Below are 21,389 nucleotides of genomic sequence, written 5' to 3'. Positions count from 1 at the left end.
GCTGGGTGCAGTCGCAAACCTCCAGGGGCCGTCTGAACGAAGTCTGGTTGCTATTGATCCCTCCCGACGCGCCGTCGGGCAGGGTCCGGCCACCGGCCGGGCATCCCCTACACGTTTCTCGGAACGGGAAGCCCCGCTGACGCGGGACCCTGCCCGACGGCGGGTGGGGAGGGATCTGAGGGCGGTCGGCGAGGGTTCATCGGCTGGGAGCCGATGCAACGTCGCGCATTTAGCCCGGTACGGGCGACCATCTAAAGCGAAGGGCGCAGCCCTGGAATGAGACGAGGGGCACCCGAGCCCTGACAGAGGGTGGGCCATTGTGACGTTCAGTTCTGGACCCGCAAAAGAATCGAAGCCCCGACCGACTCAAACGCCACAACGTCCTATCCCTCTCCGCTCGCGAGAGGGGTCGGTGAACCTGAGGAACGAAGGTGAACCGGGGGAGAGGGACTCCGGTCCGAAACGCCAAAAGTCCACTCCTCACATCCTTAGGCGCTCAAGAAAACTCCGAACACAATGGCCCACCCTCTGTAAGGGCGATCTTCCCAGGCGCACGTAGGTGCGCCATAGCCTCATCCAAACCGCAATGGGGTGAAGGCCAGATTGTACGTCGCCTCGTTCAAATACACTGAGTTGATCGGGGATGGGGCCAACTCAGCGAACCGCGACTTCAGCCCGCGGCCATTCGAGCCATAGCAAAAACCCGAAAACCCTCCGAACGAAGGGACGATGGCTTGGTAGGAGCCGACATGAGGGAAGACCTTTCCGAACATCGCCGCGATGTGCTCAAGGGAGTAGGGACAGAAGACGAGGTTGTCGGCCTGCGTCACCACAATCCCGTCGGCAGCCAGGGCGTTCCGACAATCTTTGTAGAACGTGTCGGTGAAGAGCTGCTCACTGAGCGCCCCTTCTTCGTCCTCGTAGACGTCGGTGCTGTCGACCACGATCAGGTCGTACTTTCGCGAAGAGCGCTTCACGAAATCGAAAGCGTCCGTGATGTGAAGGTGAACGCGGGGGTCGTCGAACGCACCTGCGCTGAGTTCGGGCATGAACGTCCGGCAAGCCTCGACGACACCCGCGTCGATCTCCGCGATGTCGATGTGCTCCAGGCTGACATGGCGGCAAAGCTCGCGAATGACGCCGCCATCCCCTCCGCCCACGACCAGCGCGTTCTTCGGATTGGAAAGGTTTAGAAGCGGAATCTGAACGAGCGACTCGTGATACGCGCGCTCGTCCATGGATGAAAGCTGAACATGCCCGTCGAGCAAGAGCACACGGCCGAACACATCGGTATCGACGATATCGACCCGCTGAAATTCCGTCTCGACGCTCGCCACCAGCGCCCGAACCTCCACATCCAAACCTAGCTTGTCGCTACGAATCGGGATGCGGAGGTGAGTTGACTCTGTCATTCCTTGAAGGTACCCATCTGTCGGAGCTTTAGGGTCGGGCTCGAACGCTGGGCCCCCGTGCTACGAAGTCCGGTCGCTACTTACCCATTCGGCGCAGGCTGGCGAGGCAGAGCTCGACGGACTGCATGGCGTTGCCAGTGGGGGCTTCGTGCTCGACGACGTACCACTCGACGCCGCCAACTCCTTCGGAGGCTTTGAAGACGCCATCCCAAGGGATCGGGCCTTCGCCGATGATCAGGTCGTTCGCTTCCTTTAGGTGAACCGAAGCGCTTCGGCCGGGCAGATCGAGAATAGGTTGGACCGGATCGGCGCCGCCGGCCATGCCGTTCGAGGTGTCGTACTGCATGATGAAGTCGGCCGGGGTCGCGTCGGCCAACAGATACCAGGCGCTTTTCCCCCCGTCGATCGGGTGCATATCCCCCTCGTGGGCATGGAAACCGGCTCGCAGGCCGGCCCCGCGGAGCTTCTCGGAGATCGCCGTAAGCTTGTCGCCCGTGGCCTTGCAAGCGTCAACCGAGTTCCGAGCGTCTTCGGGCAGCCAGGGCACGATCACGAAGTTCGCCCCCAAGGCGTGGTGCACGTCGATCGTTGCCCCGATTCGGTCGTCCGAAAGCTCATGGATGCCGGTATGCGTCCCCTCCGCCTTCAGCCCGAGGTCGTCCAGCACCTTCCGGATCTCGGCGGCGTCGTGGCCGTAGTAGCCGGCGAACTCGACGCCGGCGTAGCCCATCCGAGCCACCTCTTTCAGCACACCGAAAAGGTCCTTTTCGGCGTCTTGACGGACGGAATAGATCTGAAGCGCAATCGGGATCGACATGAGGGTTTCAGATTATCCAATCCCTCTCCCGGACCGCTGGTCTCCAGACCGGCCTCCCGTTTTTCGAGTGGCACTGGCGGCTCGCCCGTGGGTCTCAGGGGCGGCCCGCCCCTGAATTCAAACCTGGTGAAAGCGCCTACCCGAGCCCTCAATCCGAGCCAGTAAGACACAATCAACACGATGCCGATCGCCACGCTGACTCTGAGCCCGCTCGACATCGTCGTGGTCGTACTCTTCGTCGGGGCGATCCTTGCGCTCGGCTTCAGCGCGCGAGTGCGGGAAAGCTCGGTACTTCAATTCCTCGCCGCCGGACGAACGCTTACGTTGCCGGTATTCGTCGCCACCCTCGTCAGCACCTGGTACGGCGGCATCCTGGGTGTCGGCGAGTCGGTGAGCTACTACGGCTTCGGAACATGGCTTCTCATCGGCATCCCGTACTACGTTTTCGCCCTTATCTACGCTTTTTGGCTGGCGCCAAAGGTTCGGGGGGCGGAGCAGATCTCGCTGCCCGAGCGGATCGCTTCCCGGTGGGGAAAGAATGCAGGCCTTACCGCCGCCATTCTCGTTTTTCTCCTCGCCGTACCGGCCGCCCATGTTCTGATGCTGGGCGTACTCGTTCAACAGTTCACCGGATGGGGCAAAGAGCTTTCAATCGTCGTCGCCACGATCGCCGGAACTCTGTTCCTGTACAAGGGCGGGTTGCTTGCCGACGTCCGCGCGGGCATCCTGGCGTTTCTGATGATGTACGTGGGATTCGGCGTCATCGTTGGTTGGTGTCTCATTCACCACCCGCCCGCAGCCACATTTGCCACCATCGAAGATAAGAAGCTCTTGACCTTTACCGGCGGTCAGGCTTGGCCCGCAATCGTCTCGTTCTTCATTCTCGGAGCCTGGACCTTGGTCGACCCTGGCTTTCACCAAAGGGTTGCGAGCGCCGCGAGTCCCGACACCGGCCGCAAAGGGGTTCTTGTCTCCGTAGGTTTCTGGTTCCTATTCGACGTTCTGTCGATCACAACCGGCATGTACGCCCTGGCGCTGCTGAAGCCGCTCCCCACCGACACCCTCGCCATCTTCCCCGAACTCGGACAACTCGTTCTGCCACCTGGGCTCAAGGCCGTTTTCCTGTGCGGAATGCTGGGCACGATCACCTCGGCGATGGTTGGCTACACGCTCGTAGGTGGCGCAAGCTTCGGACGGGAGATCGTCGGCCGCATTTCAAGTCTCACGGACAAAGAGATTAAGAATTGGACGCGAGCCGGATTCGTAATTGTTTGTCTCGCCGCGATCGCGCTCGCATGGCAGATCCAGAGCGTCGTCGCGCTCTGGTACGCATGGAGCGGGTGCGTGATTGGGGCGATGCTCATCCCGGTCGCCGCCGCCTATGGAAAACGGGAGCGATTTAGCCCAAGCTCGGTCGTCACCTCCATGATTATTGCTTTTGGGGTGTCTTTCGGCTGGCTCTTTTACACTCAGCGAACGAAAAACCTCTTTCAAGAGGTCGCATGGATACGGATTGGCGACGGGTGGAAATTTGCACTGCCGCCGATCCCGGAGTCGCAGCAAGCGAATGCTTTTACATTTAGCGTTGGCACGCTGCTTCCGGGGTTGGTAATCTCGGCGCTAGTTCTCGGCCTCGGTGAGGCCATAGGCAGGAGGAAAGGTAAAGCATGACGGACGATGTTCAGAACAATGGGACGGCGATGGCCACTGACGATCACGCCGCGATCGCGGATCAACCGCAGACCGATGCCGCCAGCGATGGCTCAACTTCCCACTACGCGGACCTTCCAACTCCGCAGGGGGGCTTCGCGAAGCTCGTCCTTAAACGGAGTGGCGCGGAGACCGACATCGAGTTCCCGCTGAACCCGCCGTCGATTGCGGGCCGCTTCGATCCGGCAGTAGGCCCGATCGACGTCGACCTTGGCTCGCTGCCGGAAGGGTCCTATGTTTCGCGCAAACACGCGAAGTTCACGTACGAGGATGGCGTGTGGCGCGTTACCGACCTCGGCTCGAGCAACGGAACATTCGTGTTGAACGACGACTTCGAGCGGGTTGAGACGGCCGATCTGCGCGACGGCCAGGAAGTCGCGCTTGGTAATGCCCGGTTCGTGTTTCATCTAACTCCGGCGAGTGCGGCGGGAACGGCCGACTAGTTTCAGCGATGGATCCCTCCAGAAAGTTTCTGGAGGGATGTCGTTTGGGGCGAAGAGCTTCGCGCACTCCTAAAGATGCTAGATGCGTCCGGTGGAGTCGGTAACGGCCCGGGCGACGTTGGCGATGATCCTCTCACGGGTTGTCTTCGTCCCCGAGGTACCCGAGAGGAAGACGGCGATGGCGAGCTTTCGCCCTCCGGGTAGCGTCGCGATTCCGACATCGTTAATCGCCCCGCAGATGCCGAGGATCTCGCGCCCGGTTCCGGTTTTGTGAGCGAGCGTCGAACCTTTCGGTAAGCCTGCCTTCAGCCGGTTAGGGCCGGTCGTCGAGGCGGTCATGATCCTCAACAGCCGCTCTCGGGATGCGGGCGACAAAAACCGGCCGCGTTGCAATCCGGCCAGCAGATCCACCATCCCGTTCGGGGTCGCGGTGTCTCGAGGGTCGGCCAAGTATTTCTTCATCGCCGCCTCGGCCCGATCACCCGGCACCCGACTTAGCGCCTTTAGAAAACCGCCCTCGGAAGTCAACTCTGGGTTGAAGCCGGGGAGGCCGACGTTCTCAACTTGAAGTTGACGCTCGAATCGGTCGACGCGGATGCCATTGATTCCCATTCTCTTCAGCCTCGCCGTCACCTTTTGCGGACCGCCCATCATACTAAGAAGGAGGTCGGCAGCGGTATTGTCGCTAACCCCCACGGCAAGCTCTAGCAGTTCCGCCACCGAATAAGGCCGAGCGTGGCCGCTAAAGCGATCGTTGATAACGCTCATCGGCACACTGAGATGCTGCCAGCCCACCATGATACGTGTATCTAGCGAATGCTCACGGCGATCCACCGCATCCAAGACCGCAATTCCGAGGGGGAGCTTAAATACCGATTGCATCGGAAACCGCGAGTCACCGTGATACGCCCACGACTCTCCCGTCCGCAAGTCGGTTACCGCAACGCCGATGCTGCCGTGTCGTAAACCGGCTTCGAGGGCTTGGACGCGCCCGCGAATCAACTGAACGTCGAGCGCTTGGCTCTTCAGGAGCAAGCCGAAAAAGAGGGGAACGATAGACATAGGAAAGTTTGCCGTTCAGGATACGCCGAAGGAGCACATTCTCACGAACGCGCGATTTGGGCGCACGAGGGTTGCAGCTAGGCGGCGCGGCGGGGGGCCGTCGCCTCGGCCATTTCGAGCACCATCCGCTCCAGGGTTTCGATGCCACTGAACCCATCCAAAGCCCCTTTGAGGCGGGCATCGGTGTCGGCGAGGATGGCGAAGCATCTTTCCAGGCGGGCCAATGTGATTCGTCGGGCGGTGGTCATTACGAGCCCCTGCCGATAAGGCTGTTCGGCACTTAGATTTGGGCGGTCGGGGAACATCGCTCGGACGGTTTCGGGGGCATTGCTTGGTGAACAGCCGGCGTCGATGCAGAGCCGTCCCTGCCAAAGCAGCCGAAGCGAGCGGTTGACGGTCGGCAAAATCCTGGAGAAAGCGGCGTCCTCCGCCTTCGTCGCCGATCCGACCAGAGTTCGGAGCTGCCGGAGCGCCTCCGCCACATCTCCGGCAAGGATCGCATCGACCATCTTAAAAACGTTCCAGTCGCGGGACGGAACGACGACGCTCCTAACGTCCGACTCCCGGATCTGCTCCTGCCCCGTGGTGAAGAGGACGATCTTCTCCATTTCGTCCAGCGCCCGGCTGAGGCTGCCGCCGGTCATTTCGACGAGCGTGTCGATCGCCTTGTCGCTCATCAATTTGCCTAAAGATGTGGCCCGCTTCTTGACGTTATCTCGAACGGTTTTGGGGTTTGCGTCACAAGCGACGATCGAACCTCCCGCGGCATTGACGACTTTCTCCCATGCTTTGCGTTGGGTTTTGGCTTTTTGAATGCGGTCGTCCGAGCCACCTTCGTCGTCTGCAACAAGAATGAGTAGGCTTGATGGGGGAAGCTTAGATAAATCGGTACCCTTGAGCCGGTCCACGTCGCAACGGAGGAGGTGTCGAACCACGACGGTCCGGCGATCGGCGAGAAATGGGGAGGTGCCGGCCGAAGCGGCCCAGTCACCCGGATTCGAGGCGTCCCCGGCGAACGTTTCCAGATCGAAATCGTCTGGCAGGACTGCGGCTTCGCCCAGCAGGCCGGTGAGCGCCTCCCGGCGCAACACATCCTCATCTCCGGCAACGAGGATCACACGGGAGCGGAGCGCTTTTTCATAGGTGCTCATGGACGACGGGTGCGCTCCTTCGGGGGAGGGGGAACGTTACGAAGCATCTGTCCTAAGTTTCGCAGATCTGCTCGCATCCGCACGACGTCTTCCTCGGTCGCGCCCACGGGCGAAAACATCAACCGTACGAACCGCCGATTGATTTCCGCCGCGGCATCGGCCGCCGTACCGAGGCGCGGGCGAACGAGCGCCAAGAACTCGTCCGGCGTCCGGCTCATCTCCCTTCGCGTCCTTCCGGTCCGCTCCAATAAACGGGTGAAGTGGACGTACTCCCGTTCCAGATCCTTTCGAGGAGTTCGGGATCGTTGCCGCATCCCCATGGAACGTAGAATCAGGGCTAAGCCCCCCAGCGCAAGCACCGCCATCGTGATATCGAGCGCCGCCCGGACCCAAGCCCTTTCTAGTAACGGAGGAGCCTTGTTTGCCTTTCCTCTCTCATGTCCGGGAACGGCCCGGGCTCCGTCGGTCGCATCGAAAATGACCCAGCCATAGTCCTTGAAGAACAACTCCGACCAGGCGTGGAGGTCGGAATCGAGCACGACATAGTTGCCGGCCGCGTCCACGTTGGCGGCTTCCGGAAGGTAGCCGATCACGTATCGAGCAGGGATCCCGGCGGCTCGCGCCAGCATCGTCATGCAGGTCGCGTATACGTCGCAGTACCCTTCGTTCTTTTCGAAGAGAACGTAGTCCACCGGGTCTTTATCGCTCGGCACCGCATCGGCGTCGATGTTGTAAACGATCCGGTCCGCGACGGCTCTTCGGATCGCCTCGGCCCGTTCGTAGTCGTTCTTGGCGCCCGCCGTAACCTGGCGGACAAGCTCCTTGGTTCGCTCGCTGAGTCCCTCGGAGCCCGCAATGGTTTGTTGGAAAACGTGGGGAAGGTCGTGCACCGCTTCCGTCGGAGGCCTGGCGGAATCGTCGATAACCTGCGACCGACCCTTAAACGTTTGGTTTTCCGGCATTCCGGTGATGACCGATCTTCCATCCGGACCATCCATGACGGGGGGCGCCCCTTTCCATCCCATGACAAATCCCGGCACCGGAACCGACTTTAGGACGGGCCGTCGCAGGCGAATCTCGAAATCGATCGGCTTTACGTTGACCCTCATTTGCCCCAGCGATTCCGCGTTGACGTCGTCGGTCTTCTCGAACTGGGTGGCGTGGAAGTTATTGTCCCATCGATGCAATAGATAGAGGTCGTACGTCGCCATCCGTAGGTAGCGATTCGTGTCCATCTTGGCTTCGAAAATCGGATCGCTGGTCAGGTTGTTTTGCCCCTGAGCGATGCTCACGCTGCCGCCAGGGTTCTCGGTCATCGCGCTGGCGGCGGCAGGGGGAATCGCCTTCTGCTGAAGACTTCGGGGCACTTGCACCTTCACGAAGCCGGAAAGTCCCGACGCCTTCATCGACTCCTTGATGACGGGAGCGCCCAGGAGACTGATCAAGACCACCGCAAACGCACTCGCCAGCGCCCAGCCCGGTCCGGCGATCCAGCGCCAAGGGCCTTGTTCCATTTTTAACGCCAGGCCGGGTGTGGTTTCCACCGACGGGGTGGGGGTGCCGGGGGCCAAACCGCGCGTAAAGTAACCCGAGTCGGCGGCCTGACGAAGCATCGAGCGCCGGTGGGCGCGGGCGAAGAGAGTCGCGAGGCAGAGAAGAAATCCGAAGAAGGCGAACGTGACGCCGCGGAACGTGTCGTAAACGCCGGCAAGCCCGAACATCGCGATCGACGGAATCGCCTGGAACAGGAGCGTCGTGTCTTGCCAGGTGAAGAAAGAGCCGAGGATCAGCATCCAGGAGAGCCAGCCCGCCGCGGCGACGTCGATCGGAAAGCCCCCTTCCGGCATAAGCCCCTGGAGCCGATTCCCGAAGGCGAAGGCGCTGAGGACGCAGCAGGTGTAGAGCCAGCCGTCAAGCTTGATGACCGGGCTGCGGATGAGTGAAACGCGAACGGCGTAGCTCACGACCGCGCCGATGATGATTCCCACCGCGACAAAAATGCCGACGGTCGGAAGGCCGGCCGACATGCCGCCGGAGTAGCCGGCGAGGCAACTGCCCAGCGTCATTAAAATGTAATCGATAGCGCCGATCCGGCTTAGGTCTCTTTCACCGGTCCGCGTCATTCGGGGCCTCCGTTGGCATAAGAATCGGGTGGGTGCCGGCGGATCGGAGCGCTTGCACATACTCCGGCATCGCCGCGGACTCGAATCGTCCGGCGGCCACCAGGCGTCGAGGATCGTAGAGAAGCGGAACTACCGCGAGTCCGCGGCCTGCCACATGCGTGATCATGGCCGGAAGCCGCGGGTCCCTTACCGATAAGAGCACGAACAGAATGCTTCCGGGAGGCAAGTCCGCCGCGGCGGCAGCGACGCCGTCGGATACGGCGGTCGTCTGGTCGGCCTCCAAGCCGGCAAGGAGCTCGTAGATCTCGTTCGAGCGCTCTCCGTGCGAGGCAAAAGATCGTCCGGTCTCCAAGAGGGGAAATTCAACGTGAGCACCTTGCCGGAGGAACATCTCGGCGAGGAACACGACGTGCCCGCACATCGCCTCCAGGGTGCTGTGCACCGGGCCTCCGATATCGGAGCCTTTCGTGAGCTGGAAGAGAAACGCGGCCGAAGCATGGGTGCCGGCCTCGAACTCCTTCACCAGGAGTTGGCCGGTCTTCGCCGTCGAGCGCCAATGGACGTGCCGTAGCGAGTCGCCGCTCGCATACTCACGAACGCCGCGCGGCTCCAAACCGGCGCCCCGGGTTTGCCCGCTCTCGGCTTCGCTGATCCCCCAACCCGCGGCGGTAGGAATGTCGATGGAGACCGGGAACGGGCGGGGGAGCACCGTCATCTCCGCCGGCGTCGTTCCGTATTCCTTGATTCGGGTAGCGAGGCCAAGGGCGTCGGTCCCTTCCACCAATAGGCCGGTCCAACGGTAGCGCCCTCGTTTCAAAGGGCGGAACTGGTACTGCGTCTCGATCGGGAGATCGAAGGCGGGAGCGATCGGCAGCGAGATGGTGCGGTCGGCGACCGGCATGTTGTTGGGAAGGTTGTCGACGACCGTTACCAACGGCCGGCGAATCCGACGGTCGCTCCACACCGTGATGTCGACAGTGACGAGATCGCCGACCCGAACGCTCTCCGGCGCGCCGCGCTCGAATCGCAGCCCTTTCACGGCGAGCCACGCCTGAAGCCGACAGGCGAGGATGGTAGCGATCAGCGCCGTGCTCATATAAAAGAGCGCGGGCGAATCGAGCATGATCGCCACCAGGGCCATGAACCCCGCCGAAATCGTGAGCGCGTAGCCGGCTACGTTTCTCATGAAGGCTACGCCACGGGAACCGGAGCGGAGACGCGGTCGAGGAGCTGCTGGATGACTTCCTCGGTGGTGAGTCCTTTTGCCCGCAACTCGGATCGGGGAAGCACGCGGTGTCCGAGAACCGCGCTCGCCATCTCCTTCACGTCGTCCGGCCGCACGAAATCGTGTCCGGAAAGCGCGGCATTTGCCTGGGCCGCCCGCATCAAGTGAAGCGAGCCGCGCGGTGACGCGCCCATCAAAAATTGGTTGCTTTCGCGAGTGGCGCGGACTACGTCCACGATGTAGTGTCGAATCGTGTCATGCACGAAGACGTCTCGAACTGCGGTCTGGATCTCCTGAAGCGTCGCCATCGAAACGACCTCCGTCACTAGCTCCAGCGGATGGGCGACCTGCTGTTGGCCGAGGATCGCGGCCTCCTCATCTCGCTCCGGATAGCCGAGGGAAAGGCGAGAAAAGAATCGATCGAGCTGGGCTTCCGGCAGCGGATAGGTACCGGTCATCTCGATGGCGTTCTGCGTGGCGATGACGAAAAACGGACGGGGAAGCGGGCGGGTTTCGCCATCGGTGGTGACCTGCTTCTCTTCCATCGCTTCGAGAAGCGCGGACTGAGTCTTGGGAGTGGCACGGTTGATTTCGTCCACGAGCACCACGTTGCCGAAGACCGGACCCGGGCGAAATTCGAACTCGCTCTCTCGTTGGTTGAAAATCGAGCTGCCGGTAACGTCCGAGGGAAGGAGGTCCGGAGTGAACTGGATTCGTCGGAAGTCTCCGCCGATGCTCTTGGCGAGCGCCTTGGCCAAGGTTGTCTTACCTACGCCGGGAATGTCCTCTAGCAGGACGTGGCCGTCGCACATCAGGGTCAGAACCGCTTTTCGGACGGTCCCCCTCTTTCCGACAATGACTCTCTCGACTTCATCGATGATGGCCTGGGCGTGCGACGCGATCTCCGTTATGGTCAATCCTTCCTCCGTGGCAGTAGGGGCGAAGATGCGTTCCCCCCGTATTTCACTCTACGCAAAACCCGCATGATCAGGTCCTGATACAATCCCTGCCTGTGAGCAGTTGTGTAATCGGCGTGGACCTTGGCGGCACTAACGTGCGCGCGGGCGCATTCTATGAAGACGGTTCGGAGGCGGGTCCAAGTTACAGCAATCCGTCGAAGGCGCAAGAGGGAACCCCGGCAATTTTAGCGAGCATCGCGGCCACGATCCAGCAGGCGGTCGCAACCGCGGCGGTGAAACCGACCGAAGTGGGGCTCGCGATTCCCGGCCATGTCGACGACGAGCGGGGAATGATCGTGTGGGCGCCGAATTTTGGCGAGAACGTCAACGGGGTGTTCAAGTACTGGGAGAACGTCGAAGTTCGCGACCCGCTGGCGAAGATGACGGGACTCAACATCCGAATGGGGAACGACGCCAACCTCGCCGCCCTAGGGGAGTACAAGTTTGGCACGGGACGCAATTCGGCCAAATGCCTGGTCATGCTCACGATCGGAACCGGCATCGGCGGCGGCGTCGTGATGGCTCCGATTTCCGTTCAAGGCGACGCCCGGGGGCCGTTGGTGCTGCTTGGCGGGAACAAAGGGGGCGCCGAGCTCGGGCACACCGTGGTGAATTATCAGGGGCCTGAGTGTAATTCAGGCGAATTCGGTTCGCTGGAGAGCTACTGCCAGCGCGACGCGATCGTCCGCCGAGCCCAGCACCGAATTCGGCGGGGAAGGAAAACGATCCTGAACGACATGGTCGGTGAGGATCTCTCGAAGCTAACGCCCAAACATATCTCGCAGGCGGCGGAGCAGGGCGACGAGGTTTCGCTTGAAGTTTGGGAGGAGGTAGGCACAATGCTTGGGGTTGGCATCGGCAACTTCATCGCGATCTTCGCGCCCGACATCGTAGCAATCGGCGGTCAAATCGCCAAGGCGGGCGATCTTCTTCTGAAGCCGGCGATCCGGACGGCGAGGAATGTCGCGGTTCCCTCGCTCTTCAGCGACGCCAAAATCGTCGTCGCCGAACAGATCGAAGACGCGGGCATGCTGGGCGGGGCCGCTCTCGCTCTCGAGCCGCGGACCTAAAGCGCGCTTAAACGAGAAAACCGCAAGGTTCGACCCTAGTTCGGCCACCTCTGGGCGTCATCATAATGGTCAAACTCGATGGTGGAGGCAGTGAAGCATGGAAGCGATAACCCGCCGTCGGTGACCGAGCGGGATGCCTTATCGCCGTTTCTCCCCCGGTCGGCGCCGTCCGCGAACGAATCGCCAGATCGGATCATCGAGCGGACCCGGGAAGCGATCGAGGCGGCGAGAGCGGGCGGAAATCCGATCGCGGAGGCGGCAGCGAGCAGTGACCTTTGCGTTATGCTCCGCGAGGCGGGAAGGCTCAACGAAGCGATCGAAGCCGGCTACTTGGCTCTCGAACTCAGTAATCGGGAGAATGCGTTCTCCGAGAAGACCCAGGCGCTCTTGGCCCTCTCCGGCTGCTATCTGCATATTGGGAATCCGCGGACGGCGTTTTCCTATTTGGCCGAGGCGGAAAGCACCGCCCGCCGTTACGGATCCCGAGACGAGATCGCGGAGGTCCTTCTAAGCCAGAGCGCTTCGTTCGGTCGGGTGCGGAACCCGGAAAAAGCGCTGGAGTATGCGCTGCTTGTCAAGGGAGAGTTTGGAAACGACCTCTCAGACATCCGACGATCTTCGATGTGTAACAACATCGCGGCGAGCCTGAACGACCTCGGCCGCTATGCCGAATCGCTTCCTTATGTCGACGAAGGGTTGGCATCGCTTACCGATCCTGGCCAGGAACTATCGCGGGCGTTCCTCCTCGGCAATAAGGCGGTGGCGCTTAGTCACGCGGGCGAGATCGACAGCGTCCTGGCGATCGTGCGGCAGGTGGAAGAGCTAGCCGAGCGGCATGGCCGGCAGATCCTCGTCGCCGGACTGATGGAGGAGCTGGGCGTCTCGTATTTCAAGCTCGGCCATTCGGAGCAGGCGCGAGTGTGCCTCGAACGGGCAAAAGCCGTTGCCGAATCGCTTTCGCTTAAGAACATCGTCCGAACCGTTTGCAAACATCTCGCTCAGGTTTACGAAGAGTTGGGATTACCGGAAGAAGCGGGCCGCGATGCTCAGGATTGCCTTGACTATCGTCGAGGAGTCGTTAAATGAGGAGATCGATGCCGGAATCAGGACGGCGCTCCTGAGGCAGGAAGTCGACTTCGCAAAGCGCGAATCGGAGCTGCTTCGAGAGGCAAAAGAGCAGGCGGAGAGCGCGAACCAGGCAAAGACCGAATTCCTCGCGAACATCAGTCATGAGATTCGCACTCCCCTAAACGGGGTGCTCGGCATCGCCTCGCTCCTTCTCGAAACCGACCTCAGTCTGGAGCAGCGCGAATACGCCAACCTGATCCGGGTTTCGGGCGACGCGCTGCTCGGCGTTATCGGCAACGTGCTCGACATCTCGAGGATCGAGGCCGGGAAGCTAACGCTCGAGGCGGCCGAATTCGACTTCGTGCAAATGTGCGACGAGGTGGCGGCGGCCCTTGCCTTGCGCGCGCACGACAATGGGGTCGAGGTGAACGTGTCGGCTCCGTTCGCGTTTCCGCCGCGGCTTGTCGGCGATCAAACCCGGCTCCGGCAACTCCTCGTCAACCTGGTGGGGAACGCTATCAAGTTCACGGAGCAAGGCGAGGTCCTCATTAAAGTCTCCATGGTCTCCGAATCGGAGGAGGTGGTCAAGATCCGGGTCGAAGTTTCGGATACGGGCATCGGAATCCCGCTCGACCGACAAGTCGCCGTTTTTGAGAGCTTCACTCAGGCGGACGGCTCGACAAGTCGGCGATTCGGCGGAACGGGCTTGGGACTCGCCATCAGTAAGAGGTTGATCGAGATGATGGGAGGCGTCATCGGGTTGACGAGCATGCTCGGGAAGGGATCCACGTTCTGGTTTGAGGTCGATCTCGCAAGGGGGGCTCCGGCGCTCGACGAAACACCGTTCATCAAGAACATCGAGCGTCACGTCGTCCTCGCAGTCACAAATCCGCGGGATCTTTCGATGCTGGAGGAAAACCTGCGCGGTTTTGGCTTCGACGTCCAAGTGGTCTCGCGTCTCGACGAGATCGAGCGGATTCCCAGCCTTATCGTCGTTGAGGCGGCTTGCCCGAAGAAGGATGTGGAGCAGGTTCGCGCGCCTAGCGGTTCCACAACTCCCGGTCTTGGTGATCACCCCGTTGGGGGATGCGGTGAGCGACGCGGAGCACGCGGTTCGTGTGCTTCTGAAGCCGATTCAGCGGAAGAAGCTGCATTCGGTATTGGTGGAAATACTCGGAGTCGGGTTCGCCCCGAAGAGCCGTGAGGTGCGGCGCGATCTCCTGGCGCACCGGAACCTGAAGGTTCTCGTCGCCGAGGATAACGAGGTGAACCAGATCGTGGCCCACCGCCTAATCTCTGGCCTTGGGATGGAAGTGCGGATCGCCGGCGATGGAAAAGAAGCGGTGGAGATGTCCAGTGAAGATCGGTACGACCTTATTTTCATGGACTGCCAGATGCCGGTCGTAGACGGTTTCGAGGCGACGGGTTTGATTCGAGCGGGCGAGTCCGAAGGGGTTCGTATCCCAATTATCGCCATGACCGCCAATGCGTCTCAAAGCGATCGAGAAGCGTGTCTTGCCGCCGGCATGGACGACTTCCTGACCAAGCCAGTCACAGAATCAGAGATCGTAGCAACGATCGGTCGGGTACTGAAGCTGGATCGAGCTTAGGAGATTCCCTCTAGCTCGCGGATGTATCGGTAGCAGATGTAAGGGGGCACGATCCCAACGTCGTCGAAGGAGCAGTCGATCAGTCACCACTCCATCCGACCGACTAAACTTGGGGAATGCCCAAGCCGACAAAAACCATTACCCCTGACAACCGTGTCGATCGTTGGAAAAAGCTTTGGGCCACGCCGCGCAAGATGGATGCGGCCGAGACCGACGCGGCGTTCGAGGAGTTCCAAGAGGCGTTTGTCCCCAGCCACATGCACAAGCTGTTCCTGAAGTCGTTCGGAGTCCCGCGCGCGCAGTTCGGAAACCGGTTCTTCAAAGAAGACGCAACGTTCCAGAACTGGGATACGCGGCTCTCGAACCTTGTCGGAGCGGTTGGCGACCACCTGGAGGTGAACGTCATCTACGGCTCTCCGGACGCCCTCGAGTCGTATTGGTTGCGCGGAGAGCGTCGCCGGTCGCTTCGCGACATCGTGATCGACGATTGGCAGGCCGCGTGCGCTATCGTTCGCGCCGGCCGGACGACCGTTTATCTGTTCATAGAACCGAAGATGCGAGGCTGTATCGTTCGGGTGGTGCAGAGCGGGGATCCGACACCCGAGGAGGAGGAACCGACGATGATCGAGGCCGACGAAGAGCCGTGACGAATGAGTCCCTTTCCCTATCGACGGGAGCAAAATCTTGGCTGTATTGTCCTAAGAACGAACGACCGCTCAACGACTAATTAGGGGATAAACTGCCGAATTGGTCTAAGTGGCTTGGGAGAGCATGGACACAGGAATACGGACTGAAACCGCGTCGACTGGCGTCGACGGACTCGATGATGTTCTGGGTGGCGGGCTGCCCCGGAACCGGCTGTACCTCGTGCAGGGAGACCCCGGCGTGGGCAAGACCACGCTGGCGCTGCAGTTCTTGATGGAAGGGGTGCGCCTAGGGGAAAGGGTGCTTTACATCACCCTCTCGGAAACTCGAGAAGAATTGGCCATGGTCGCCGAGTCTCATGGCTGGACGCTCGACGGAATCGATTTGTACGAGCTTTCCGCGATGGAAGACCTCCTCGACGGCGAGTCGGAGAATACGGTTTTTCATCCGTCCGAGGTGGAGCTCACCGAAACGACCAAGGCTTTGATTGGAATCGTCGAACAGGTTCAGCCGAGCCGTGCCGTATTTGATTCCCTTTCCGAAATGCGACTTCTTGCCCGGGACGCGTTACGGTATCGACGGCAAATCCTGGCATTAAAGCAGTACTTCACCGGCAAGCGGTGCACTGTTCTTCTCCTAGACGACCAGACGTCGGAACCGGGGGATTTGCAACTGCAGAGCATCGCTCACGGCGTACTCCTCTTGGAGCAGCTTCCGACGTCGTTCGGTGTCGACCGTCGTCGGTTTCGCGTTCAAAAGCTGCGTGGCGTGTCTTTTAGAAGCGGATACCACGATCTCGGAATGCTCACCGGTGGAATGCGGATTTACCCTCGCCTGATCGCCGCGGAGCACCGCCAGTCGGTAGGAAACCACTCGGTTAGCAGCGGCGTAGCGGCATTGGACGAACTGCTCGGAGGCGGGTTGGACGAGGGAGTGAGCACCTTACTACTCGGTCCGGCGGGAGCAGGAAAGTCAACGATTGCCATTCGGTACGCAGTTGCGGCGGCGGAACGGGGGGACCGGGCGGCGTTATATTCGTTTGAAGAGACGCCGCGCACCTTGTACAAACGGTGTCGAGGTCTCGGCATAGACCTCGAGAAATACGTTCGATCAGGACATGTAATCGTCCAGCACATCGATCCGGCCGAGTTAACTCCCGGAGAATTTATCCATCAAGTGCGAGAAGACGTTCGGTCCGGCGAGGTGAAAATCGTCGCAATCGACAGTCTGAATGGCTACCTCAATGCCATGCCCGAAGAGCGGTTTTTAATACTGCAGCTTCACGAGCTTTTGTCGTTCTTAGGGCAGCAGGGAATCTCCACGATTCTGGTTGTCGCTCAGCATGGAATGTTGGGGGCGAACATGGCGTCTCCCGTAGACGTCAGCTACTTGGCCGATACCGTCATCCTCTTCCGGCTTTATGAGTTCGAAGGCCACCTAAAGCAGGCTATCTCGGTAGTCAAACGGCGGGGTGGACAACATGATCGATCCATCCGAGAATTACGGTTGGGAGAGAATGGCGGAATCGGAATTGGACCTCCTCTCGAGTCGCTGCACGGCGTATTTACCGGCGTTCCAAGAGAAAGCACGATTGATGTTTCCCGAACTTCGCCATGATCGACACCACCGCACGCATTGAAGAACGCGTGCTAATCCTCGCTCCGACCGGCCGAGATGGTCATCTAATCGCCACGATCCTCTGTCAGCGCGACATCGAGGCGGAGGCGGTTGGCTCAATAGCGGAATTCTGCGCCAAGATCGCCGAAGGTGGTGGAGCGGCGATTGTCACGGAAGAGGGTCTTTCTGGCACCGCCTTAGAGGCGTTGCGCACCACCCTGGCTAGGCAACCCGCCTGGTCCGACATCCCGATCGTCATCCTCACGACGGGAGGCGAAACTGCCGCCGCGAAAACTTGGAATCTGGTTCAACGTTTGGAACCGAGTGGGAACGTGAGCTTGCTGGAGCGCCCCTTGCGTTCCATTACCTTGGTCAACGCCGTTCAGGTCGCGCTTCGATCGAGAAGGCGTCAATACGAGGTGCGGGATCTGTACGAGACCCTGGAAGGTAGGGTTGCCGAGCGGACCGCGGAGCTCGAAAGGCTGAACCGCGAGGCGGAGGGATTCAACTACTCGATCTCCCACGATTTGAGGGCACCCCTGCGGGCCATCATCGCGACGAGCCAGATGCTGGTGCAGGATTACTCGGCGGGCCTTCCCGAGCAGGCTCAGTACTACCTTCAGCGTCAAAGCGATGCGGCCAGCCGGTTGGCCGCCCTCATTGACGACCTACTGAAGCTGTCCCGGCTTTCTCACACGGAAATGCGTCCGGTCTCGTTCAACCTGTCGGACCTCGCACAAGAAGTGATCGATGAGATGGCGCTAAACGGGCCGGTCAAATGTACATTTCAGGTCCAGCCGGATCTAAACGCATTCGGCGATCCATTCTTAGTCCGGTTTGTGTTGTGGAACCTCCTGAACAACGCCTGCAAGTTCTCGCCCGAAGGGGGTCTCGTATCGGTGAGCCAGGAGCAAGGCGGGGCGTTTTGCGTCCGCGACCAGGGTATCGGCTTCGACATGCGTTACGTCGAAAAGTTGTTCCAGCCCTTTGAGAGGCTGGTCACCGAATCGCAGTTTCCAGGAACCGGGATCGGCCTGGCCAACGTGAAGCGGATCGTGGAGCGGCACGGCGGGCGGGTCTGGGCCGAGTCGGAGCCAGGATGCGGTTCCCGCTTCTTGTTTACGTTAGAGGCTTCTTCCAAGAAACCGGCGAGCGTTACAGGGGGGCGGATGGGGGAGCCAAATGCAACGGTTCTATCGCCAGTCGAGTAAAATAAGATGTTACGCTTTCAAAGTCTGGTCTTCGTTTTTGGAATGCAGCCTCCGGCCGGTTCTTATCGCGATTTCTCTGTCTGACGGAACCGGAACTACTACATCAAGGAGGCCATTCAAATGGCAAACAAAACACTCTACGTCGGCAACCTGCCGTACTCCGCGACCGAAGATCAGCTCACGGCGCATTTCAGCGCTTACGGAGCGACCAACGCTCGTATCGTCGAGGGTCGTGGTTTCGGCTTCGTCGACGTCGATCCGAACCAGCTCGAGGCGGCGATTGCCGACAAGCACAACTCCCCGCTTGACGGGCGAACTCTCACCGTCAACGAGGCCCGTCCTCGCGAGCCCCGATCCGGTGGTGGCGGCGGCGGTGGCGGCGGCTACGGCGGTGGTGGCGGCGGTGGCCGAAGTGGCGGCGGTGGCGGCTACGGCGGTGGCAGCGGCGGCGGCGGTGGCGGCGGAAAATCTCGCGGCAACCGCTGGTAATGTAGCCCGAGTGAACTGCGGTGCCTTCGGTTCTCGAAGGCACCGTAGTCTATGTAGAACAGGGTCAGGGATCGTTGTTCGAGCCGGCATCGACTCGGTATAACTCCAGGACCGCCGTGAGAGAACCTCACTCCGCACCATCAGGAGGTGCAAATTGAATATGGAACAGAATGCTGCCACTCCGAGCCCGGCCCACGTGCCCTTTGGCCGCTTTTTTCTTCTTACGGGCTTGCAGCTTGTAGCTGCTCTCCTTCTGTTCCGATGGATTTCGCCAAGCACCTTTAATTCGGAGCTCGGCCACCCATGGCTTATCCTGCTGTGGACGTTTCTATTCGGGATTCCCCTTAGCCTTTTCGAGTATTTCTACCACCGCTATCTGCTGCATTCCGCAGTGCTGCCGTTCTTGAAATCGATGCATCGGGCTCACACCCACCACCACGGCCTGACCTCCGTGAAGGCCCCGGTCTCTCCGAACGAGCCGGAGCGGCTCGTCGCGGTTGCAAATGAGTATCCGGTGGAACTGGAGCATCAAGAGGAGTCGATGATGTTCCCCGCGTACTCGATCGCGATCTTCCTCGGCATGTTCTTCGTTCTCCTCGGCGTCCCGGCCAAATTAATGTTCCCGAGCCAACCGGCGCTGATCTCACTGATTTTCTCGGTGACGATCTACTACAGCGCTTACGAGCTTTGGCACCAGGTGATGCACCTGCCGTACGACAAGTTCTGGAAGCCGATGATGGAGCACCGACGCGTCGGGCGCGTCGTTCGGCACGTCTACGGTTTTCACCTCATGCACCACTGGCGTCCCACGGCGAACGTCGCGGTGGTCGGCCTCTGGGGCTTTGCCGTCTGGGATCACATCTTCCGAACTCACCACCGTCCGAAGCGGGTTCCGCTCCTGGGGGCGGAGGTGACTTACGAAGACGCCAAGCTGCCGAAGCCGCTGTGGCCGGTGGCGACCTTAGACCGCTGGCAAGCGGGCGCCTACAAGTGGTCGCGTAGCGTCGAGAGCTTCTTCTCGAGAATCTTCCTTCGACGAGCGTAGCTCTCCGTGAGCCGACACCTCGCGGGCGCAGACCGTCTACAAGATAGTCTGCGCCCGCGTTGCGTTACGAAGGAAGCTAGAGCGGTGACGTCATCCGACTGCCCTACGGACTGAATCCTACGAGGCCTGGCTTGGCGATCCCTCCCGACGCGCCGTCGGGCAGGGTCCGACCATCGGTCGGGAAACCCCCGATGCCTTTCCCGGATGTGAGAAGCCCCGCAGGTGCGGGACCCTGCCCGACGGGGGCGTCGGGAGGGATCGGAGGGCGGTCAGCGATGGTTCATCGCCTGGGAGGCGATGCTACCGCCGCCCATCCCTTAGGCCCGCGACAGGCCTTAGACTTCGTGGCGTGGAATGATCGCCCGCTCCAAGCTCCCCAAATGGCCGTAGTCTGTCCAATCGAGCGAGACCGGGGTGACGCTGACGAACCCTTCCGTAATCGCCTGGACGTCGGTTCCCGGCTGATCGGCGGTCATGACGGTTACTCCGCCTTGCCAGAAGTACGGCCGGCCCCAGGGGTCGTCTCGCCGTTCGATTCGGTTCACGTAGACCCTCTGCCCCATCGGGGTCGCGCGGATGCCGCGAATTTCGATCGGGTCCGAGACGTTCGGGATGTTCACGTTGAGGAAGGTCAGAGGCTTGGTTGGGGCTTGGATCAGGCGCTCCAGGTTTTCTTCCAGCCAAGCGAGACCCGTGTCGTAGTGGATCGGAGCGCCAGTCACGAGGGAGGCCATGCTGACGGCGATGCTCGGCACCCCCAAGATGGTCCCTTCCATTGCCGCTGCAACCGTACCGCTATACGTGACGTCGAATCCGAGGTTTGGGCCATTATTGACGCCGCTGAGGATGAGATCGCAGCCGTCCGGCCAGCCAAAGGAGAGACCGACATTGACGCAGTCCGTCGGCACTCCCGACACCTCGAACGCTTCGCAGCCGTCCCATTCGAACTCGGTTACGCGCAACGGGTCGCGCATCGTCATCGAGTGTCCGCATGCCGATCGTTCGCGATCCGGCGCCACCACCTTTACCAGTCCGAACCGCTTGGCGACATCGGTCAGAATTCGGATTCCGGGAGCCCTGATCCCGTCGTCGTTGGTCACCAAGATGCGCACGGTTAGAGGGTACCGTCCGCTTCGAGGTAGTCGCCCACCATCGCCAGCACCTTTCCGCGGTGGCTGATGCGATGCTTTTCATCGGCGGTTAGATCGGCCATTGTTCGTCCGTCGGCGTCGTCGGGCAGAAAGATCGGGTCGTAACCGAATCCGCCGCCTCCGCTTGGAGCTTGGGCAATCGCTCCTTCACAGGTCGCTTCGAAAATCTTCGTTTCGCCAGTTGGCGACGTCAGGGCGACGCAGCATCGAAACCGAGCCCGGCGGCTCCCCTCGCCGGCCAAAAGGGACAAGATCTTGGCCATCTTTTCGGGAAACGGCAGATCCTCGCCGCCGAAGCGCTTGCTGTATAGCCCGGGCGCGCCATCGAGGCGGTCGATCTCCAGCCCAGCGTCGTCGGCCAACGACCACTCGCCCGTAAACGCCGCCGCACTCTCGGATTTGATTGCGGCGTTCTCCGGGTAAGTGGAGCCGGTTTCTTCCGGCTCGGGAGCGCCTTCAAAATCGGCAAGGGTTAGTAATTCAAGCTGCGGGAACCGGCGGGAGAGGATGGTCACCATCTCACCGGCCTTTTTCCGGTTGTGGGTGGCGATCACCAGCGTTTTCGTTGGACCAGGCATGTG

The 21,389-nt window shown here is 60.8% G+C and carries 20 protein-coding genes; 11 read left to right on the top strand and 9 right to left on the bottom strand.

Going from position 1 to position 21,389, the window contains the following annotated elements; all coding sequences use genetic code 11:
- Window positions 1-572: 572 nt before the first annotated feature.
- Together OP10G_RS02380 and OP10G_RS02375 are read right to left on the bottom strand one after the other, a co-directional pair.
- The gene (locus tag OP10G_RS02380) at window positions 573-1,412 is read right to left on the bottom strand and encodes a spermine/spermidine synthase domain-containing protein (protein WP_025227485.1); all 840 of its coding nucleotides are present in this window, start codon (window positions 1,410-1,412) and stop codon (window positions 573-575) included.
- Between the two features lie 76 nt (window positions 1,413-1,488).
- Complete coding sequence (locus tag OP10G_RS02375; protein ID WP_025227486.1) at window positions 1,489-2,229, bottom strand: sugar phosphate isomerase/epimerase family protein; 741 nt, start codon at window positions 2,227-2,229, stop codon at window positions 1,489-1,491.
- A 180-nt stretch (window positions 2,230-2,409) separates the two neighbouring features.
- Between OP10G_RS02375 and OP10G_RS02370 the strand changes: the two genes are divergently transcribed.
- The gene (locus OP10G_RS02370) at window positions 2,410-3,900 is read left to right on the top strand and encodes a sodium:solute symporter family protein (protein WP_025227487.1); all 1,491 of its coding nucleotides are present in this window, start codon (window positions 2,410-2,412) and stop codon (window positions 3,898-3,900) included.
- Window positions 3,897-4,382 (top strand): FHA domain-containing protein, encoded by a 486-nt coding sequence (locus tag OP10G_RS23830; RefSeq protein WP_025227488.1) that lies wholly within the window; start codon window positions 3,897-3,899, stop codon window positions 4,380-4,382. The genes OP10G_RS02370 and OP10G_RS23830 overlap by 4 nt, the downstream gene beginning before the upstream one ends.
- Before the next feature lie 78 nt (window positions 4,383-4,460).
- Here the strand turns inward: OP10G_RS23830 and bla are convergent, their stop codons facing one another.
- The 5 genes from bla to OP10G_RS02340 all read right to left on the bottom strand — a co-directional run bounded on the left by bla (window position 4,461) and on the right by OP10G_RS02340 (window position 10,860).
- A complete protein-coding gene (bla, locus tag OP10G_RS02360; protein WP_025227489.1) occupies window positions 4,461-5,444 on the bottom strand; it encodes a class A beta-lactamase in 984 nt (327 codons plus the stop codon).
- Window positions 5,445-5,521: 77 nt separating this feature from the next.
- Window positions 5,522-6,595, bottom strand: a complete 1,074-nt coding sequence (gene holA / locus OP10G_RS02355; protein ID WP_025227490.1) for a DNA polymerase III subunit delta — start codon at window positions 6,593-6,595, stop codon at window positions 5,522-5,524.
- The gene (locus OP10G_RS02350; protein ID WP_227625041.1) at window positions 6,592-8,661 is read right to left on the bottom strand and encodes a DUF4129 domain-containing transglutaminase family protein; all 2,070 of its coding nucleotides are present in this window, start codon (window positions 8,659-8,661) and stop codon (window positions 6,592-6,594) included. The genes holA and OP10G_RS02350 overlap by 4 nt, the downstream gene beginning before the upstream one ends.
- A 40-nt stretch (window positions 8,662-8,701) precedes the next feature.
- Window positions 8,702-9,904 (bottom strand): DUF58 domain-containing protein, encoded by a 1,203-nt coding sequence (locus tag OP10G_RS02345; protein WP_025227492.1) that lies wholly within the window; start codon window positions 9,902-9,904, stop codon window positions 8,702-8,704.
- Between the two features lie 5 nt (window positions 9,905-9,909).
- The gene (locus OP10G_RS02340) at window positions 9,910-10,860 is read right to left on the bottom strand and encodes an AAA family ATPase (protein ID WP_038472380.1); all 951 of its coding nucleotides are present in this window, start codon (window positions 10,858-10,860) and stop codon (window positions 9,910-9,912) included.
- 95 nt (window positions 10,861-10,955) lie between these two features.
- Here OP10G_RS02340 and OP10G_RS02335 point away from each other — a divergent pair, with 95 nt between their 5' ends.
- From OP10G_RS02335 to OP10G_RS02295, 9 genes are all read left to right on the top strand, one after another.
- On the top strand, window positions 10,956-11,972 hold the full coding sequence (locus OP10G_RS02335) for an ROK family protein (protein WP_158409120.1): 1,017 nt from the start codon (window positions 10,956-10,958) through the stop codon (window positions 11,970-11,972).
- Between the two features lie 90 nt (window positions 11,973-12,062).
- Entirely contained in the window at window positions 12,063-13,058 is a 996-nt protein-coding gene (locus OP10G_RS02330; protein ID WP_227625040.1) for a tetratricopeptide repeat protein, read from the top strand.
- Window positions 13,030-14,244, top strand: coding sequence for an ATP-binding protein (locus tag OP10G_RS02325; protein ID WP_052547475.1), 1,215 nt, complete (start codon window positions 13,030-13,032; stop codon window positions 14,242-14,244). The genes OP10G_RS02330 and OP10G_RS02325 overlap by 29 nt, the downstream gene beginning before the upstream one ends.
- Window positions 14,159-14,650 carry a response regulator gene (locus OP10G_RS02320; RefSeq protein ID WP_227625039.1) on the top strand — a complete coding sequence of 164 codons (492 nt, stop codon included), beginning with the start codon at window positions 14,159-14,161 and terminating at the stop codon, window positions 14,648-14,650. Before OP10G_RS02325 ends, OP10G_RS02320 begins: the two co-directional genes overlap by 86 nt.
- Before the next feature lie 116 nt (window positions 14,651-14,766).
- The gene (locus OP10G_RS02315) at window positions 14,767-15,297 is read left to right on the top strand and encodes a hypothetical protein (RefSeq protein ID WP_025227498.1); all 531 of its coding nucleotides are present in this window, start codon (window positions 14,767-14,769) and stop codon (window positions 15,295-15,297) included.
- Between the two features lie 124 nt (window positions 15,298-15,421).
- Window positions 15,422-16,912 (top strand): ATPase domain-containing protein, encoded by a 1,491-nt coding sequence (locus OP10G_RS02310; protein WP_025227499.1) that lies wholly within the window; start codon window positions 15,422-15,424, stop codon window positions 16,910-16,912.
- Window positions 16,909-18,123, top strand: a complete 1,215-nt coding sequence (locus OP10G_RS02305) for a sensor histidine kinase (RefSeq protein ID WP_025227500.1) — start codon at window positions 16,909-16,911, stop codon at window positions 18,121-18,123. The genes OP10G_RS02310 and OP10G_RS02305 overlap by 4 nt, the downstream gene beginning before the upstream one ends.
- A gap of 120 nt (window positions 18,124-18,243) precedes the next feature.
- The gene (locus tag OP10G_RS02300; RefSeq protein ID WP_025227501.1) at window positions 18,244-18,612 is read left to right on the top strand and encodes an RNA recognition motif domain-containing protein; all 369 of its coding nucleotides are present in this window, start codon (window positions 18,244-18,246) and stop codon (window positions 18,610-18,612) included.
- 160 nt (window positions 18,613-18,772) lie between these two features.
- A complete protein-coding gene (locus OP10G_RS02295) occupies window positions 18,773-19,657 on the top strand; it encodes a hypothetical protein (protein ID WP_144240955.1) in 885 nt (294 codons plus the stop codon).
- A 335-nt stretch (window positions 19,658-19,992) separates the two neighbouring features.
- Here OP10G_RS02295 and surE read toward each other — a convergent pair whose 3' ends face one another.
- On the bottom strand, window positions 19,993-20,769 hold the full coding sequence (surE, locus tag OP10G_RS02290) for a 5'/3'-nucleotidase SurE (RefSeq protein WP_025227503.1): 777 nt from the start codon (window positions 20,767-20,769) through the stop codon (window positions 19,993-19,995).
- A gap of 2 nt (window positions 20,770-20,771) precedes the next feature.
- Entirely contained in the window at window positions 20,772-21,386 is a 615-nt protein-coding gene (gene rdgB / locus OP10G_RS02285; protein WP_025227504.1) for an RdgB/HAM1 family non-canonical purine NTP pyrophosphatase, read from the bottom strand.
- Between the last annotated feature and the right edge of the window lie 3 nt (window positions 21,387-21,389).

This window comes from Fimbriimonas ginsengisoli Gsoil 348, from assembly GCF_000724625.1.
Lineage (GTDB): Bacteria > Armatimonadota > Fimbriimonadia > Fimbriimonadales > Fimbriimonadaceae > Fimbriimonas > Fimbriimonas ginsengisoli.
Note: the sequence above shows the minus strand (reverse complement) of the source record. Positions and strands in the feature narration are given on the sequence as shown.

What these genes read in the sequence shown, in the direction of transcription:
- OP10G_RS02380 (WP_025227485.1), bottom strand. Translation starts at nt 1,412, where the DNA reads ATGACAGAGTCAACTCACCTCCGCATCCCGATTCGTAGCGACAAGCTA.
- OP10G_RS02375 (WP_025227486.1), bottom strand. Translation starts at nt 2,229, where the DNA reads ATGTCGATCCCGATTGCGCTTCAGATCTATTCCGTCCGTCAAGACGCC.
- OP10G_RS02370 (WP_025227487.1), top strand. Translation starts at nt 2,410, where the DNA reads ATGCCGATCGCCACGCTGACTCTGAGCCCGCTCGACATCGTCGTGGTC.
- OP10G_RS23830 (WP_025227488.1), top strand. Translation starts at nt 3,897, where the DNA reads ATGACGGACGATGTTCAGAACAATGGGACGGCGATGGCCACTGACGAT.
- bla (WP_025227489.1), bottom strand. Translation starts at nt 5,444, where the DNA reads ATGTCTATCGTTCCCCTCTTTTTCGGCTTGCTCCTGAAGAGCCAAGCG.
- holA (WP_025227490.1), bottom strand. Translation starts at nt 6,595, where the DNA reads ATGAGCACCTATGAAAAAGCGCTCCGCTCCCGTGTGATCCTCGTTGCC.
- OP10G_RS02350 (WP_227625041.1), bottom strand. Translation starts at nt 8,661, where the DNA reads ATGACGCTGGGCAGTTGCCTCGCCGGCTACTCCGGCGGCATGTCGGCC.
- OP10G_RS02345 (WP_025227492.1), bottom strand. Translation starts at nt 9,904, where the DNA reads ATGAGAAACGTAGCCGGCTACGCGCTCACGATTTCGGCGGGGTTCATG.
- OP10G_RS02315 (WP_025227498.1), top strand. Translation starts at nt 14,767, where the DNA reads ATGCCCAAGCCGACAAAAACCATTACCCCTGACAACCGTGTCGATCGT.
- OP10G_RS02310 (WP_025227499.1), top strand. Translation starts at nt 15,422, where the DNA reads ATGGACACAGGAATACGGACTGAAACCGCGTCGACTGGCGTCGACGGA.
- OP10G_RS02305 (WP_025227500.1), top strand. Translation starts at nt 16,909, where the DNA reads ATGATCGACACCACCGCACGCATTGAAGAACGCGTGCTAATCCTCGCT.
- OP10G_RS02300 (WP_025227501.1), top strand. Translation starts at nt 18,244, where the DNA reads ATGGCAAACAAAACACTCTACGTCGGCAACCTGCCGTACTCCGCGACC.
- OP10G_RS02295 (WP_144240955.1), top strand. Translation starts at nt 18,773, where the DNA reads ATGGAACAGAATGCTGCCACTCCGAGCCCGGCCCACGTGCCCTTTGGC.
- rdgB (WP_025227504.1), bottom strand. Translation starts at nt 21,386, where the DNA reads ATGCCTGGTCCAACGAAAACGCTGGTGATCGCCACCCACAACCGGAAA.